Source organism: Mycobacterium sp. TH-M103 (genome assembly GCF_057473785.1).
The window spans coordinates 1-15,903 of record NZ_JBYCLG010000023.1 but is presented as its reverse complement, the minus strand read 5'-3'; the positions used below and the strand labels follow the sequence as shown (position 1 = coordinate 15,903).

General features: G+C 71.3%; 11 protein-coding genes and 1 pseudogene. 8 read left to right on the top strand and 4 right to left on the bottom strand.

Translation table 11 applies throughout. From position 1 onward, the window contains the following. A partial coding sequence (locus tag AC2VOR_RS01000) for an aminoacyl--tRNA ligase-related protein (RefSeq protein ID WP_486963039.1) occupies positions 1-331 on the top strand: 331 nt, incomplete at its 5' end. Positions 332-344: 13 nt separating this feature from the next. Further along, positions 345-1,430: a GGDEF domain-containing protein gene (locus AC2VOR_RS00995; RefSeq protein ID WP_369736345.1), complete on the top strand. Its 1,086-nt coding sequence runs from the start codon at positions 345-347 to the stop codon at positions 1,428-1,430. Between the two features lie 4 nt (positions 1,431-1,434). Here AC2VOR_RS00995 and AC2VOR_RS00990 read toward each other — a convergent pair whose 3' ends face one another. Beyond that, positions 1,435-1,926, bottom strand: coding sequence for a DUF2834 domain-containing protein (locus AC2VOR_RS00990; protein ID WP_369736346.1), 492 nt, complete (start codon positions 1,924-1,926; stop codon positions 1,435-1,437). A gap of 70 nt (positions 1,927-1,996) precedes the next feature. On the opposite strand from AC2VOR_RS00990, the gene AC2VOR_RS00985 reads away from it, so the two are divergent. Both AC2VOR_RS00985 and AC2VOR_RS00980 read left to right on the top strand, forming a co-directional pair. Beyond that, positions 1,997-2,620: a TetR/AcrR family transcriptional regulator gene (locus AC2VOR_RS00985; RefSeq protein WP_369736347.1), complete on the top strand. Its 624-nt coding sequence runs from the start codon at positions 1,997-1,999 to the stop codon at positions 2,618-2,620. Between the two features lie 66 nt (positions 2,621-2,686). After that, entirely contained in the window at positions 2,687-4,261 is a 1,575-nt protein-coding gene (locus AC2VOR_RS00980; protein ID WP_369736348.1) for a phytoene desaturase family protein, read from the top strand. Here AC2VOR_RS00980 and AC2VOR_RS00975 read toward each other — a convergent pair. Next, positions 4,258-5,988 (bottom strand): AMP-binding protein, encoded by a 1,731-nt coding sequence (locus tag AC2VOR_RS00975; protein WP_486963038.1) that lies wholly within the window; start codon positions 5,986-5,988, stop codon positions 4,258-4,260. The two genes, AC2VOR_RS00980 and AC2VOR_RS00975, sit on opposite strands and share 4 nt — an antisense overlap. A 213-nt stretch (positions 5,989-6,201) precedes the next feature. On the opposite strand from AC2VOR_RS00975, the pseudogene AC2VOR_RS00970 reads away from it, so the two are divergent. The 4 genes and pseudogenes from AC2VOR_RS00970 to AC2VOR_RS00955 form a co-directional block, all read left to right on the top strand. Beyond that, positions 6,202-8,391, top strand: a pseudogene (locus tag AC2VOR_RS00970) (acyltransferase domain-containing protein); the annotation flags it as partial. Continuing rightward, positions 8,389-8,712: an acyl carrier protein gene (locus AC2VOR_RS00965; RefSeq protein WP_486963040.1), complete on the top strand. Its 324-nt coding sequence runs from the start codon at positions 8,389-8,391 to the stop codon at positions 8,710-8,712. The pseudogene AC2VOR_RS00970 and the gene AC2VOR_RS00965, both read left to right, overlap by 3 nt. Positions 8,713-8,728: 16 nt before the next feature. Next, positions 8,729-10,168, top strand: a complete 1,440-nt coding sequence (locus AC2VOR_RS00960; RefSeq protein WP_369736349.1) for a condensation domain-containing protein — start codon at positions 8,729-8,731, stop codon at positions 10,166-10,168. A 19-nt stretch (positions 10,169-10,187) separates the two neighbouring features. Continuing rightward, entirely contained in the window at positions 10,188-13,370 is a 3,183-nt protein-coding gene (locus AC2VOR_RS00955; protein WP_486963037.1) for an MMPL/RND family transporter, read from the top strand. Between the two features lie 10 nt (positions 13,371-13,380). Here AC2VOR_RS00955 and AC2VOR_RS00950 read toward each other — a convergent pair whose 3' ends face one another. Then, entirely contained in the window at positions 13,381-15,255 is a 1,875-nt protein-coding gene (locus tag AC2VOR_RS00950) for a PPE domain-containing protein (protein ID WP_369736352.1), read from the bottom strand. Between the two features lie 181 nt (positions 15,256-15,436). Next, on the bottom strand, positions 15,437-15,903 hold a 467-nt coding region (locus AC2VOR_RS00945; protein WP_486963036.1), incomplete at its 5' end, for a PE-PPE domain-containing protein.

The window sequence follows — 15,903 nt, the reverse complement described above, 5'->3', positions numbered from 1 at the left end:
GCCGTACCGGGTGATCGACGTCGCCGCGGGCGACCTCGGCTCGTCGGCCGCCCGCAAATTCGACTGCGAGGCGTGGGTGCCCACCCAGGGGACCTACCGCGAGCTGACGTCGACGTCGAATTGCACCACCTTCCAGGCGCGCCGGCTGTCGACCCGCTACCGCGACGGGAACGGCAAGCCGCAGACCGCGGCCACCCTCAACGGCACGTTGGGCACCACGCGCTGGCTGGTCGCGATCCTGGAGAACCACCAGCAGCCCGACGGCAGCGTGCGGGTCCCGGAGGCGCTGGTCCCGTTCGTCGGCGCCGAGGTCCTGGAGCCGCGGGCCTGAGAGGGTGAGCACGATGGGCTGGGTCGGTCTGTGGTGGCGCCAGACCGATCACTACGAACAACTGACCGCCCACCTGCGGACCCGCGGGATGGCCGGACTCATCCGCGCCACCGTCTCGCTGATCGCCGCCGGGCTGGCCCTCATCGTGCTAGCGACGGTGTGGACCCCCACCGGGCCGCGGGGGACCGTGCCGGTCGCCTGCGCGCTGCTCGCCTGCGTTGCCGCCGCGACGGTCGCGGCGGTGTGGGCGCTGCGCTGGCCGTCGGGGGGCCTGGCGGTGCGGCTGGCCGTGCTGGCCAACACCGCCGTCGCGCTGGTCGCGCTGGCCCAGAGCCATCCCGTCGCGGCGCTGCTCGCGTGCACGATGTTCGCGACCATCGCCTGTTACGTCGCGCTGTTCCACACGGCGCCGTTGATGGCCTACAACTTCGCGATCGCCGCCGTGGTCGGCGCCGTCGAGGCCGCCCGGATCGCCGCCCGCTACGGCGTGGTCGCCGCGGGGTGCGGTTACTCGGTAGTGCTGATCCTGAACGTGGCGGTGCTGTTCGGCGTCCAGGCCGTGGTGCACGTGCTGCGCACCGACGCGGTGCGCGCCGAGCGCGACCAGCTCACCGGCCTGCTCAACCGGCGCGCGTTCCGGCGGCGCGCCAAGGCGCGGTTGGAGGAGCAGCGGGCCGGGTCCGGGCACCTCGTCGTCACCGTGATCGACCTGGACCGCTTCAAACTGCTCAACGACAGCTACGGGCACAGCACCGGCGACGAAGCGTTGGTGTCGGTGGCGCAGGCGTTGCGCAGCGGCGCCGGCGGCACCGCGGTCATCGGGCGTGCGGGCGGCGAGGAGTTCATGGTGGCCGACGCCTGGCGCCCGGACGAGGTGCCGGTGCGGGCGAAGCGGCTCTGCGACGCGATCGCCGCGCTGCCCTTCGGCGTCACCGCCAGCGTCGGCACCGCCGGCGTGCACGGGCGGTTCGCGGACCGGGCCGCCGAAGTCCTGCTCGCCGACCTGATCTCGGCGGCCGACGCCGCGATGTACGCGGCCAAACGGCGCGGCGGCAATCAGGTCGGCCGCCACGTGTCCCTGACGCCTGAAGGGCCCTGAAGTGTTAGGCGTCCACGGTCGTCGGCGCGGTGGCCGAATGCGCGTGCCGGTGCCGGCGCTCGAGGGTGGCGAAGTAGAAGGCGAACGCGAAGGCGAAGCTGGTGAACAGGCTCGACACAAAGTACAGCCACGGATGCCGCAACCCACGGCGGCGGCCGTCGACGATCGTGAACAGCGGCAGCAGGATCACGTTGGCGATCGTGTAGTCCTGGCCGGCCGAGCTGGCCGCGGGGTTGGTGAACATCAGCCGGATGTAGTCCGACCAGCTGCCGGGTCCCCACAGCGGGTTCGTCGACCCGTGTGCGTATTGCCGCACGAAATGGATGTTGAACCACCAGCCCAGCACGACCGAGGCGATGCCGACGGCGTAATAGACGAGTTCCAGCGGGGAGAACGTCGGGCCGCCGGCGGGGCGGGCGAAGGCCGCCGAGTTCGACGTGACGATCCAGCCGATGACGGCAAGCCCGAGAATCGCGTGCACGAGAAGCGAGACCATGGGCGCAGTTTCGCCGCGCCCGTCAGTTTTTGTCAATAATGACATAACTGCGGTGGGGTAGGTTAGCGCCATGGCCAGGACCGCGCAGACCGCGCGCAGCGAGCGCACCCGGGAGGCGCTGCGCCAGGCCGCGATGGTGCGATTCCTGGCCCAGGGCGTCGAGGACACGTCGGCCGAGCAGATCGCCGCCGACGCGGGGGTGTCGCTGCGGACCTTCTATCGCCATTTCAAGTCCAAGCACGATTTGCTGTTCGCCGACTACGACGCCGGGCTGCACTGGTTTCGCGCCGCGCTGGACGCCCGGCCGGCCGACGAGGCGATCATCGACTCGGTGCAGGCGGCCATCTTCTCGTTCCCCTACGACGTGGACGCCGTCACCAAAATCGCCTCGCTGCGCGAGGGCGAGCTCGACCCGGGCCGGATCGTCCGGCACATTCAGGAGGTCCAGGCGGATTTCGCCGACGCCGTGCAGGCGCAACTGCAGCGCCGTAGCTGTGCGGCGGGGGAGCGCGGTCCGTCGCCGGACGCCCGGCTGCACATCGCGGTGACCGCGCGCTGCATCGCGGCCGCGGTGTTCGGGGCGATGGAGGTCTGGATGGTCGGCGACGATCGCTCGCTCGGCGAGCTGGCGCGGGTGTGCCGCGCGGCGCTGGAGTCGTTGCGGGCCGGCATCACCGGCACGGGGATCACCTGAGGCAACTTTCGTCATAATTGACAAAACTTTGGGTTAGTGCCAGCCTCCCATCCTGGAGGGCTGGACATGACTGATGCTGGAACTGACGTTGACGCGATCGTCATCGGTGCCGGGCACAACGGGCTGACCGCGGCGGTGCTGCTGCAGAAGGCGGGTCTGCGGACCGTGTGCCTGGACGCCAAGCTCTACGCCGGTGGGATGGCCTCCACCGTGGAGCTTTTCGATGGCTACGAGTTCGAGATCGCCGGGTCGGTGCAGTTCCCGACCTCGTCGGAGGTGGTGGAGGAACTCGGCCTGGACACGCTGCCGACGATCGACCTGGACGTCATGTCGGTCGCGCTGCGCGGCGTCGGCGACGACCCGCTGGTCCAGTACAGCGACCCGATCAAGCTGTTCACCCACCTCAACGAGGTGCACGGGGCCGACGCGGTCAACGGCATGGCGGGGCTGATGGCGTGGAGTCAGGCGCCGACGCGGGCGCTGGGCCGCTTCGAGGCCGGCACCGAGCCGAAGACCTACGACGAGATGTACGCCTGCGCCACCAACGAATTCGAGCGCTCGGCGATCGACGACATGCTGTTCGGATCGGTGACCGACGTGCTGGACCGTTACCTGCCGGACCGCGAGAAGCACGCCGCGCTGCGCGGCTCGATGACGGTGCTGGCCGTCAACACCCTCTACCGCGGGCCGGCCACGCCCGGCAGCGCGGCGGCGTTGGCGTTCGGCCTGGGCGTTCCCGACGGGGCCACCATGCAGATGAAGAAGCTGCGTGGCGGCATCGGCGCGCTCACCGCGCACCTGTGCGAGCTGCTCGAGAGCCTCGGCGGCGAGGTGCGGCTGCGCACCAAAGTGACCGAGATCCTGGTCTCCGGCGGCCGGGTGACCGGCGTGCGCACCGAGGGGGGCGACACCATCGCCGCCCCGATTGTGGTGTCGGGCATCGCGCCCGACGTGACGGTCAACGAGCTGATCGACCCGGCCGCCGTGCCCGCCGACATCCGCGCCCGCTACGCGCGCACCGACCACCGCGGCAGCTACCTGCAGATGCATTTCGCGCTGGGCGAGGCCCCGGCGTTCGCCGCGCCCTACGAGGGGCTCAACGAGCCGGCCATGCAGGCGTCGATCGGGCTGTTCTGCACGCCCGAGGAGGTGCAGCAGCAGTGGGAGGACTGCCGGCGCGGCATCGTCCCGGCCGACCCGACCGTGGTGTTGCAGATCCCGTCGCAGAACGACCCCGACCTGGCGCCGCCGGGCAAGCACGCCGCCTCGGCCTTCGCGCTGTGGTTCCCCATCGAGGGCGCCGCCGATTACGGCCAGGCCAGGATCGAGATGGGTCAGCGCGTGATCGACAAGGTCACCCGGCTCGCAGCGAACTTCGAACGCAGCATCATCCGGCACACCACGTTCACGCCCCGGCACATGGGCGTGATGTTCGGCGCGCCGGGCGGCGACTACTGCCACGGCCTGCTCAACCCAGACCAGATCGGACCCAACCGCCCGGGCCCCAAAGGGTTTGTCGGGCAGCCTCTTCCGATCGACGGGTTGTACCTGGGCAGTGCGGGCTGCCACGGCGGGCCGGGGATCACCTTCATCCCCGGCTACAACGCCGGCCGCGCGGCGCTCGACGAACGGCGCGGCTAGCAGTCCAGGCGGGCGAACCGGCCGCTTCGGTAGAGGCGGGCGCACTCCGCTCGCCGGACCTTGCCGCTCGTGGTGATCGGGATGGAGCCGGGGGAGACCGGCACGACGTCGGAGACGCCCACGCCGTGCGACGTCGAGACCGCCGCGGTCACCTCCCGCGAGAGGGCTTCGAGCCGGCCGGCGTCCGCGCCGCCGCGCGCCCCGACCTCGACCACGGCGACCAGTCTCTCGGTGTGCTCGCCCGGGACCGCGATCGCCGCGCAGCGGCCCCGGGTGACCTCCTGGATCGTCGCCTCGATGTCGTCGGGTGAGTGGTTGCGCCCGTAGACGATCAACAGGTCCTTGATGCGGCCGAGCACGAAAAGTTGGCCCGCGGAGACGACTCCGGAGTCGCCGGTTCGCAGCCAGGGCGATTCGGGCGTGCCCGGCGACGGCGCGACGATCCGTGCGCCGAAGGTCCGCCCGGTCTCGTCCGGACGCCGCCAATACCCGGCGGCGACGTTGTCGCCGTGCACCCAGATCTCGCCCACGACGCCCTCCGGGCACTCGGTGCGGGTCTGGCCATCGACGATCCGCACGAGCGGTGCCGCCCGCAGCGGGTAGCTCACCAGCGCGGCGCCCGAGTCGGCCGGGCACCGCACGGCGCGTCCCGCGGCAAGTTGCCCGGAATCGAAATGGCCCAGCGTCGCCGGCCGGCCGGGATCGCCGGTCGCCACGTACACCGTGGCTTCGGCGAGCCCGTAGGACGGGCGGAGGACCGAGTCGCGCAGGTTGTGGCGGGCGAAGCGCTCGGCGAAGCGCCGCAGTGTCGCCGGTTGTACGCGTTCGCTACCGCTGAGGATGGTGTGCACGCCGCCGAGGTCGAGGCCGGCCAGGTCGTCGTCCGACGTCTTGCGTGCGGCCAGCTCGAACGCGAAATTGGGTGCCGCCGAAAACGACTGGGAATTGGTCGCCAGCAATTGCAGCCACCGGGCAGGCCGTTGCAGAAAAGAAGCCGGACTTGTGAGCACGGCGGGAAATCCGCCCAATATCGGTGCGCAAACTCCGAGCACCAAACCCATGTCGTGAAAAAACGGCAGCCACGACACGACGGTGAGGTCCAACGGTGCGGCGCCCCCGCTGTCGGCGAAATAGCCGGACATCAGCTGCGCGAAATTCGCCAGCAAGTTCTCGTGGGAAATCATCACCCCCGCCGGCCGCCGCGTCGATCCCGACGTGTACTGCAGGTAGGCGGTGTCGGCGAAATCCGGGCGCCCGCAACCAGATTTCATCGCGGAGCCCCCACTCAGCGAATCGACTTCGATGATCGAGGTGGCACACGCACCCGGTCCCGCGGTAATCCGCCGAACGACATCGTCGATCACGGCGGACGTCGTGAGAATTGTGGTGGGCGCTGCATCGGCCAGCACGGAGTCGATGCGTTCGTCGGCGGCGCCGCCGACGGGAGCCGAAAGCGGAACCGCGACGATCCCGGCCTCCAACGCGCCCAGAAAAGCAACGATGTAATCGAGTCCCTGCGGCGCGAGAACAACGGCGCGCTCACCCGGTGACGCGCGAAGCGCGAGTTCCCGCGCGACGGTGAGCGCCCGCCGATAAGTCTGCGACCACGTGAGGGTTTCGCTGCTCCCGGCCGGGTCCCGCTCGTAGTCGACGAACGTGAATGCCGTGTCGTCGGGCTGCAGATCGGCGCACTCGCGCAGCATCGCCGAAACGGAACGTTCGATCACGAGGCGCCACCCTACCGCCGGGCGATTTTTCGCCGAACTCACGATTTCGGACTGCACAGGGGAGGCGGCGGCTACGCTGTCGCTCAACTTGGCGCATGCCCCCGGCCTGGATGCGGGGGCGGCGGTGCCGCAGCCGCCCGGCCGGGCCGGAACCGGCTACAACGGCAAACACGCTGGCAACGAAGGGGGTTGACGGACGTGGGCCAGCCACGTGTGACTCCGGTCGCCGTCGTCGGCATGGCGTGCCGGCTGCCGGGGGGCATCGACTCTCCCGAGCTGCTGTGGGCGGCGTTGCTGCGCGGTGAAGACCCGGTCACCGCACCGGCCCGGCCGCGCTGGGACCCGGGCGTCTTCGATTGCGACTTCTTCGGGATCAGCGAGAGCGAGGCCGTCGCGATCGACCCCGGGCAGCGGCTGCTGCTGGAGGTGGCCTGGGAGGCGATGGAGCGCGCCGGCCTGACCGCCGAGGCGCTGGCCGGCTCGGCGACCGGTGTGTTCCTGGGCCCGACGCACGGGCCACACGGGTTGCCGGGCAACGGCTTCGGCACGGCAGCCGGGCGGATCGCCCGCGCCCTGGGGTCGTGCGGCCCGGCGATCACGGTGGACACCGGCTGCTCCTCCGGCCTGGCCGCCGTTCACCTGGCCTGCCGCAGCCTGCACGAGGGCGAGAGCGAGGTCGCGCTGGCCGCGGAGGGATTCGCGCCGGGTGCGGCGTCGGCCGCGCTGGTGCTCAGGCGGTTGCCGGACGCGCTGGCCGACGGGGACCGGGTGCTGGGCGTCATCCGCGGCACGGCCGCCGACCAGGGACCGTCCGCGCCGGTCCCGGGCCGGCTGCCGGCGTCGGCCGTCGCGGGTGTGGACGCGGTCACCGTCGGGATGATCGAGACGCACGGCGCGGGCGTCGAGGCGCCCGGCACCGCCGCGCTGCCGGGGCTGATGAAGGCGGTCCTGGCCGTCGGGCGCGGGGTGCTCCCGCAGGCCACCACACCGTGGCCCGGGCACGGCCGAACACCCCGGCGCGCGGCGGTGTCGTCGTACGCGTCGTCGGGAACCAATGTGCACGCCATCGTCGAACAGGCCCCGCCGCAGGAGGATACGGCAACCGGGTCTGTCGGCCCGGCCGTGTTCCCGGTGTCGGCGTCCTCGCCCGAGGCGCTGCGGGAAACCGCGCACCGGCTCGCCGGCTGGGTGGACGAGCGCGCGCACTTTCTGGTGGCGTCGGATTTGGCCTACACGCTGGCGCGCCGCCGCACGCACCGGTCCGTGCGGACGGCGGTCATCGCCGGCGGCACCGGGGAGCTGGTCGCCGGCCTGCGCGCGGTGGCCGCCGGCGACACCGCGCACCGGCCCGCGGTGGGCCGCGGCGACCGGGGACCGGTGTGGGTGTTCTCCGGCGTGGGCTCGCAGTGGGCGGGGATGGGGGCCGACCTGCTGAGCAACGAACCGGTGTTCGCCGCGACCCTGGCGACGCTGGAGCCGCTGATCGCCGAGGAGTCGGGGTTCTCGGTGACCGCGGCGATGACGGCGCCCGAGGCGGTGGCCGGAATCGAGCGCGTGCAGCCGACCTTGTTCGCCGTGCAGGTGGCGCTGGCCGCCGCCTTGAGGTCGCACGGTGTCGTGCCGGGAGCCGTGATCGGCTATTCGCTCGGCGAGGCCGCGGCGGCCGCGGTGGCGGGAGCGCTGTCGCTGCCGGACGGGGTGCGGCTGGTCTGCCGCGGCGCCCGCTCGCTGGCCACGGTCGCCGCTGCGGTGGCGACGGCGTCGGTGGAGTTGCCCGCGCTGCGCGTGCGTTCGGAACTGACCACCCGCGGCGTCGACGATGTGGTCGTCGCGGCGGTACCCTCGCCGCTGTCCGCGCTGATCGCTGGATCCCCGGAGTCCGTCGGCGCGCTGCTCGCCGCGTGGCGACGGCGGGGGGTGACGGTGCGCGAAGTGGCCGCCGGCGCCGCGGCGCACTCTCCGCACGTCGACCCCGTCCTCGGCGAGCTGTCCGGGGCGCTGGCGGACCTGCGCCCGATGCCCCCGCGGGTGCCGTACTACTCGGCGACCCTGTTCGACCCGCGCGAACGACCGGCGTGCGACGCCGGCTACTGGGTGGACAACCTGCGCCACACCGTGCGGTTCTCCGCGGCGGTGCGCGCCGCTCTGGACGACGGGCACCGCGTCTTCACCGAGCTGTCCCCGCACCCGCTGCTGACCCGCGCCGTCGAGCAGACCGCCGGCAGCGCCGGGATGCCGGTGGCCGCGGTGGCGAGCATGCGGCGCGGGGAACGGCTGCCGCACGGGCTGCGGGGCGTGGTTGCCCGGGTGTACGGTGCGGGTGCGGCGGTGGACTTCTCGGTGCCCTACCCGCACGGTCGCCTGCTGGACGTGCCGCCGCCGGCCTGGACGCGCCGCCGCCTGCCCGACCCCTGCGGCGCCGTCCCGGTCGCGGGGAAGGCGGACGATGACGCCAGGGAACTGCGTGCCGAACTCGACGACCTGCCGCGGCAGGAGTGGCCCGCCCGGATCCGGCGACTGGTGTGTGAGCAGGCCGGCCTGGTCCTGAGTCGCGCGGTCGACCCCGACCGCCCGCTACCCGAGTACGGGCTGGACTCGCTGGGCGCCCTGCAACTGCGCACCAGCCTCGAGGCCGAGACGGGAATCCGGTTGGCGCCCACGGACATCAGCACCACGGCGCGCGGTCTGGCGGACCACCTGTGCGACCAGCTGGCCAGGCGCTGAGAGACAGGAGGCAGCAGTGCGAATAGGGCCACTCGACGTGTCGGCGGTCGGTGACTGGGATCCGGCCCCCGGCTCGTTGGTTTCCTGGCACCCCTCGTCGGCCGCGCGGGCCAAGGCGCTCGACGCGCCGGTGAGTGCCCTGCCGCCCAGCTACATCCAGGCCCGGCATCTGCGCAGCTTCTGCGAGCAGGCCGCCCGGGGTCTGGATCACTCCAGGCTGCTGATCGCCTCGGTCGACGTCGCCGGCCGGTGCGACCTGCGCGCGATGTCGTACGTCATCAACGCCCACCTCCGCCGGCACGACACCTATCGCAGCTGGTTCGACTACCACGACGCCGACCACATCGTGCGGCACACCATCGCGGATGCCGCCGACATCGAGTTCGTCCCCACCCGGCACGGCGCCATGACGAGCCCGCAGCTGCGCGAGCACATCGTGGCCACACCCGGCCCGCTGCACTGGGATTGCTTCAGCTTCGGGGTCATTCAGCGCGCCGAAGGATTCACGTTCTACGCCAGCGTCGACCATCTGCACGCCGACGGGCAGTTCGTCGGGGTGGGGCTCATGGAGTTCCAGACGATGTACGACGCGCTCGTCAGCGGCGGCCCGCCCGTCGGGCTGCCCCCGGCCGGCAGCTATGCGGATTTCTGCGTCCGGCAGCGCGCGTACACCTCGGCGTTGACGCCGGAGTCGCCGGAGGTGGCCGCCTGGATCGATTTCGCCGAGGCCAACGGCGGGACTTTCCCGGCGTTCCCGCTGCCGCTGGGGGACAGGTCGGTGCCCTGCGGCGGCGAGCTGCACAGCGTCACCCTGATGGGCGCGGAGCAGACCGCGCGGTTCGACGCGGCGTGCACCGCCGCCGGTGCCCGTTTCGTCGGGGGCATGTTCGCCTGCATCGCGCTGGCGTTGTACGAATTAACCGGGGCTCCAACATATTTCGGGTTGACCCCCCGTGACACCCGCAGCACCGAGGCGGACTTCAGGACGCAGGGGTGGTACACCGGGCTGATCCCCATCATCGCTCCCGCCGCGGCGTCGTTCGGTGCCGCGGCCCGCGCCGCGCAGGCGTCCTTCGATGCGGGTGGCGACCTCGCGCGGGTGCCATTCGAGCGCGTCGTGGAGCTGGCGCCATCGCTGATCCGGCCCCAGCCGCTGTTCGCCCTGGTGAACTTCTTCGACGCCCAGGTGAGCCCGCTCTCGATGCTGACCAAGATGTTCGAGGGCCTCGATGTCGGCGCGCACAGCGACGGCCGCCTCACCTACCCGCTGAACACGATGGTGGGCCGGTTCGACGAGACCGCGGCGAGCGTGTTGTTCCCCGCCAATCCGGTCGCCCGCGAATCCGTGAGCCGCTATCTGGCGGCGGTCAGGTCGGTGTGCGTCCGGGTCGCCGACACCGAAGGGGCAGCGGCGCAGGGCGACTCGCTCGCGCTGCGGCGGCAGCGGGCGTGCTGACGCCGGGCGTCCCGACGCGATGAACGCGGCCAGCCGATCCGGTGCCGCGGGCGTGTTCCCGCGGCTGGGCCGCGTGGTCGCGCGACGGCCGTGGCTGGTGATCGTGTGCTGGGCCGTGCTCGCGGGCGTCCTGTCGCTGACGATGCCGTCGCTGGAGGAGGTCTCCCAGACCCATCCGGTGGACATCCTGCCGTCCGACGCCCCGTCGGCCGTCGCGAACCAGCGCATGACCGCGGCGTTCCAGGAGGCCGGGCTGGAGAGCCTGGCGGTGGTGGTGCTGGTCGATCCCAAAGGGCTCGGCCCGGCCGACGAGGCCGTCTACCGCACCCTGGTCGGCACGCTGCGCCGGGACACCCGGGATGTGGTGATGCTGCAGGACTTCCTGGCCACCCCACCCCTGCGCGACGTCATGACCAGCAAGGACCATCGGGCCTGGATCCTGCCGGTCGGCCTGCCGGGCGAGTTGAGCTCGCGGCAGTCCAAACAGGCCTACGCGCGGGTCGCCGACATCGTCAAGCGCACCGTCGCGGGCTCCACGCTCACAGCCGAGCTGACCGGGCCCGCGGCCACCGTCGCCGACCTCAACCTGACCGGGCAACGGGACAGGATCCGGATCGAGCTCGCGATCCCGCTGCTGCTGTTCGTCATCCTGCTGGTGATCTACCGCAACCCGGTGACCATGGTGCTGCCGCTGCTGACGATCGGGCTGTCGGTCCTGGTCGCGCAACGCGTGGTGGCCGGCATCGGGACGTTGGGGCTGGGCATCGCCAACCAGGCCGTCATCTTCATGAGCGGCATGATGGTCGGCGCGGGAACCGATTACGCGGTGTTCCTCATCAGCCGCTATCACGACTATCTGCGGCAGGGCGTGGACTCCGATGAGGCGGTGGTGCGGGCGCTGGCCTCGATCGGCAAGGTGATCGCCGCCTCCGCGGCCACCGTCGCGGTCACCTTCCTGGCCATGATCTTCACCCGGCTGGGGATCCTGCGAACCGTCGGCCCGGTGCTGGGCGTCTCGATCGCGGTGGTGTTCCTGGCCGCGGTGACCCTGCTGCCGGCCATGCTGGTGCTCACCGGGCGCCGCGGCTGGACCACGCCGCGCCGCGACCTGACGCGCCGGCTGTGGCGCCGATCCGGGATCCACATCGTGCGGCGCCCAAAGGCGCATCTGCTGGCGAGCGCCCTGGTGCTGCTCGTGCTGGCCGGCTGCGCGGGCATGGCCCACTACAACTTCGACGAACGCAGGAGCCTGCCCTCCTGGGTCGGCAGCGTGCGGGGATACGCCGCCCTGGACCGGCACTTCCCGCCCAACCTGATCGTGCCCGAGTATCTCGTCATCGCGTCGCCGCACGACTTGCGCACGCCCCGAAGCCTTGCCGACCTGGAGGAGACGGCACAGCGGGTCAGCCAGGTGCCCGGTGTCGCGGCGGTGCGGGGCATCACGCGACCCATGGGCCGGCCGCTGGAGCAGGCCAGGACCTCCTGGCAGGCCGGCGAGGTCGGCGGCAAGCTGCAGGAGGGCGCCGAGCAGATCACCGGGCACACCGGAGATCTCGACAAGCTCACCGACGGGGCCACCCTGATGGCGGCCAAGCTGGGCGACGTCCGTGAGCAGGTGAACCGCGCCGTCGCCACGGCGGGCGGGCTCCTCGACGCGCTGTCCTACCTGGGGGACCTCTTCGGCGGCGACCGGACGCTCGCCGAGTTCGACGGCGCGGCGAAACTGGTCGCCGGCATGCGCGCGCTCGGCGAAAGCATCGGCGCGGACGCCGATTTCGTGGCAGACAACTCCGACTGGGCGGCGCCGGTGCTGGGGGCGCTCGACGGCAGCCGGATGTGCGACGACGAGCCGGGCTGCGTCAAGGCGCGGGCACAGTTGCGGCGCATGGTCACCGCGCGCGACGACGGAACCCTCGGCAAGCTCGCCGAGCTGGCGCGGCAGTTGCGCGCGACGCACGCCCTGCAGACCGTCGCGGCCACGGTGTCCGGGCTGCGCCGGGCGCTGCGCACCGTCGCCGGCGCGCTGGGCGCGCTCGGGATGGGTGAGCCCGGCGGCGTGCGGGGCAAGGTCAGCTTCCTGCAGCAGGGGGCCGCGTCCCTGGCCGACGGGAGCCGCCAACTCGCCGACGGGGTGCAGTCGCTGGTCGACCAGGTCAAGAAGATGGGGCTGGGCCTGGGCGAGGCGTCGGACTTTCTGCTGGGCATGCGGGACGACGCGACCACGCCGGCGATGGCGGGCTTCTACATTCCCCGGCAGGTGTTGTCCTACGCCCTCGGCGCGGGGGAGCGGCCCGCCGCGCTACCACCCGGGGCGCGAGAGCTGTTGGGCGGCTTGAACGTCGACGAACTCAAAAAGCTCGCCTCGGCGTTCGTCTCGCCCGACGGGCACGCGGTGCGGTACCTGATCCAGACCAGCCTCGACCCGTTCAGCGGCGCCGCGATGGACCAGGTCCGCGCGATCGCCGCCGCCGCCCGGGGCGCCCTGCCGAACACCACGCTGGCCGACGCCGGCGTCTCGGTGGTGGGCCTGCCCGCCGTGCTCGAGGACACGCGCGACTACTCCGATCACGACGTCCGGCTGATCGTCGTCATGACCGTCTGCATCGTGTTGCTCATCCTGGTCCTGCTGCTGCGAGCCGTCGTCGCGCCGCTGTACCTGATCGGTTCGGTCATCGTGTCCTACCTGGCGGCGCTGGGCGTGGGCGTCATCGTGTTCCAATTCCTGCTCGGCCAGCAGTTGCATTGGAGCGTGCCAGGATTGACCTTCGTCGTGCTCGTCGCCGTGGGTGCGGACTACAACATGCTGCTCATCTCCAGGCTGCGGGAGGAGTCGGCCGCGGGCCTGCGTTCCGGGGTGATCCGCACCGTGGGCTCGACGGGCGGGGTGATCACCGCGGCGGGGCTGATCATGGCCGCCTCGATGTACGGCCTGGTGTTCGCCAGCCTCAGCAGCGTCGTGCAGGACGCCTTCGTCCTGGGCACCGGGCTGCTGCTGGACACCTTCCTGGTCCGCACCGTCACGGTGCCGGCCATCGCGGTGCTGGTCGGCGAGGCGAACTGGTGGCGCCCGTCGGTCCGCTGGCCGCTACGGCGCGACCGCCCCCGCGAGCGCAAACCGCTGCTGCCTGAGGAACTGCGCGTGCCGACCGAGGAGGCCGAGGACCTGATCGGCTTCCGGATGGACCACGGCCTGCGGCTCTAGAGATCCGGGATCAGAAGACGTTCAGGCCGACTTGGGACGTGCCCGTGTTGTTGTAGCCCACGTTGTCGGTGCCGGAGTTGACGAAGCCGGTGTTGCCCGAACCGGTGTTCTGGTAGCCGATCTGGCCGTTGCCCACGTTCCCGTAGCCGCTGTCCCCGCTGCCCATGTTGTACCAGCCGGAGGTGCCGTCGCCGGTGTTGCCCCAGCCGGAGGTCCCGGTGCCTGTGTTGCCGTAGCCCGAGCTCGCGTTCCCGCTGCTGGTCACCAGCCCCAGCCCGGTGTTGGCGCTGCCCGCGTCCCAGACGCCGGTGTTGGTGCTGCCCGAGTCGTAGAAGCCGGTGTTGGTGCTGCCCGAGTTCCCGAAGCCGGTGTTCATGTTGCCCGAGTCGCCGGCGCCGATGTTGCCGGTGCCGGAGCTCTCGACGCCGATGTTGTGGTTGCCGGCGTTGAACGGGCCGATGTTGTAGTTGCCGCCGTTGTCCAGGCCCACGTTGTGGTTGCCGCCGTTCCACAGGCCCACATCCTGGATGCCCGAGTTGGCCGAGCCGACGTCGGCGCGGCCGGAGTTGGAGTACCCCTGGTCGTAGCTGCCGGAGTTGCCGAAGCCCGTGTCGAAGCTCCCCCCGTTGCCGAAGCCGAGGCTGCCGGTGCCCGAGTTCCAGAAGCCGTGGTCGGCGTTGCCCGAGTTCAGGAAGCCGACGTCGTTGTTGCCGGAGTTGAAGAAGCCGACGTCGTTGTTGCCGGAGTTGAAAAGGCCGATGTCCCCGGTACCCGAGTTGAACGGATCGCCGAGGTGGACCGTGCCGGTGCTGGTGTTGAAGTAGAGGTTGCCCATGCCGACCTCGTTGTTGCCGGTGAGGCCGAGGCCGAAGTCGTGGCTGCCCGTGATGCCCAGGCCGATGTCGTTGCTGCCGAGGATCGCGGAGCCGAAGTTGTAGTTGCCGTTGTTCCCGTAGCCGATGTTGGTGCTGCCCTGGTTGCCCATGCCCACGTTGAGGGTGCCGATGTTGCCGAACCCGACGTTGGTGTTGCCGATGTTGCCCTCGCCCATGTTGGAGTTGCCGAGGTTGGCGTTGCCGAAGTTCCCGGAGCCGAGGTTTCCGTTGCCCACATTGATGCTGCCGACGTCTCCGCCGCCGATGTTGTAGCTGCCGACGTTGCCCTTGCCGTAGTTCAGGGTGCCGATGTTGCCGCTGCCGAGGTTGAGGTTCCCGATGTTGCCGCTGCCCATGTTGTAGCTGCCGGTGTTCCCGTTGCCGAGGTTGAGGTTGCCGGTGTTTCCACCGCCTCCGTTCCCGCTGCCGGTGTTGCCGCCGCCGAGGTTGGCGATGCCGGCGTTGCCGTAGCCGATGTTGCTGGCCAGGCTCTGCAGTTCCTGGATGATCGGCGTCAGCGGGGAGGCGGCCGCCGAGGCCCCGGAGTGGTAGCCGAACATCGCGCTCACGTCCTGCGCCCACATCTGCTCGTACTCGGCCTCGGTGGCCGCGATGGCCGGGGCGTTCTGCCCGAACAGGTTCGACGACACCAGCGAGACCAGCTGCTCCCGGTTCACCCCCACCAGCACCGGATGCACCGTGGCCGCCTGCGCGGCCTCGAAGGCCGCCGCCGTGGCCCGCATCTGCTGCGCGGCGTGCGCGACGTGCGCGCCGGCGGTGCCCAACCAGCCGGCCAACGGTGCGGCCGCGGCGGTCATCGCCGCCGCCGCCGGACCCTGCCACGCCTGGCCGGTCAGCGACGAGATGACCGAGCCGAAAGACGATGCCGCCGAACCGAGTTCGGCGCCCAGCCCATCCCAGGCCGCCGCCGCGGCCAGCATCGGGCCCGGCCCCGCGCCGGTGAACATCCGCAACGAGTTGACCTCGGGCGGCAACACCGAATAGTTCATCACGCCGATCCTTCCCCCACCGGGCCCCGCTCACCCCGGTCCCGAACATTGGCTGGCCCGGCCATCCCCGGCGACCGCGAACAGAGCCTACGGAAGGCGGGAAGCCTTTGTCGTCAGAATGCGCATTTTCACCAAAATCGGGCAAGCCCTTGGGATTTACCGGATCGACCGCCGCGCAAGATCACTTCCGCCCGGGCAGCAAAGCCCTGATCTTGCCCAACACGCCCTTGGCGCCCCGCAGGGCGTGGGCGCCCCGCAGGGCGTTCGTCACGGCGGTGGCGGCCCCGATGCCGGTGGTGGTGCCCGAGACGGGGATGCTGACCGAGGGCGCTACAGCGGGGGCGTGGCCGATTCCGTCGAGCAGCCGGCCCGGGTTCACCGCGGGCGCCGGCCCCGGGGCGTAGGCCCGGTCGATCATGGGGCGCAGCACCGCGTCGAGTGGTCCCGCCGCCTCGGGGGGCAGGCCGGCCATGTCGACGAGCGCCCGTACCAGGGGAAGCTGCCCGCCGCGGATGAAGTAGGTCGTCGTGGTGGCGCCCCGGCTGTTGGTAGTGGTGGTGATGTCCCACGGCGCCACCCGGGCGGGGTCGGAGAACGCGGTGGCGCTGTGGCCGTAGTAGCCGCCCGCGGTGATCGCGTTGAGATCGG

Excerpts from the sequence above, each read along its gene's own strand:
- AC2VOR_RS00995 (WP_369736345.1), top strand. The coding sequence starts at position 345 with ATGGGCTGGGTCGGTCTGTGGTGGCGCCAGACCGATCACTACGAACAA.
- AC2VOR_RS00985 (WP_369736347.1), top strand. The coding sequence starts at position 1,997 with ATGGCCAGGACCGCGCAGACCGCGCGCAGCGAGCGCACCCGGGAGGCG.
- AC2VOR_RS00990 (WP_369736346.1), bottom strand. The coding sequence starts at position 1,926 with ATGGTCTCGCTTCTCGTGCACGCGATTCTCGGGCTTGCCGTCATCGGC.
- AC2VOR_RS00980 (WP_369736348.1), top strand. The coding sequence starts at position 2,687 with ATGACTGATGCTGGAACTGACGTTGACGCGATCGTCATCGGTGCCGGG.
- AC2VOR_RS00950 (WP_369736352.1), bottom strand. The coding sequence starts at position 15,255 with ATGAACTATTCGGTGTTGCCGCCCGAGGTCAACTCGTTGCGGATGTTC.
- AC2VOR_RS00955 (WP_486963037.1), top strand. The coding sequence starts at position 10,188 with ATGAACGCGGCCAGCCGATCCGGTGCCGCGGGCGTGTTCCCGCGGCTG.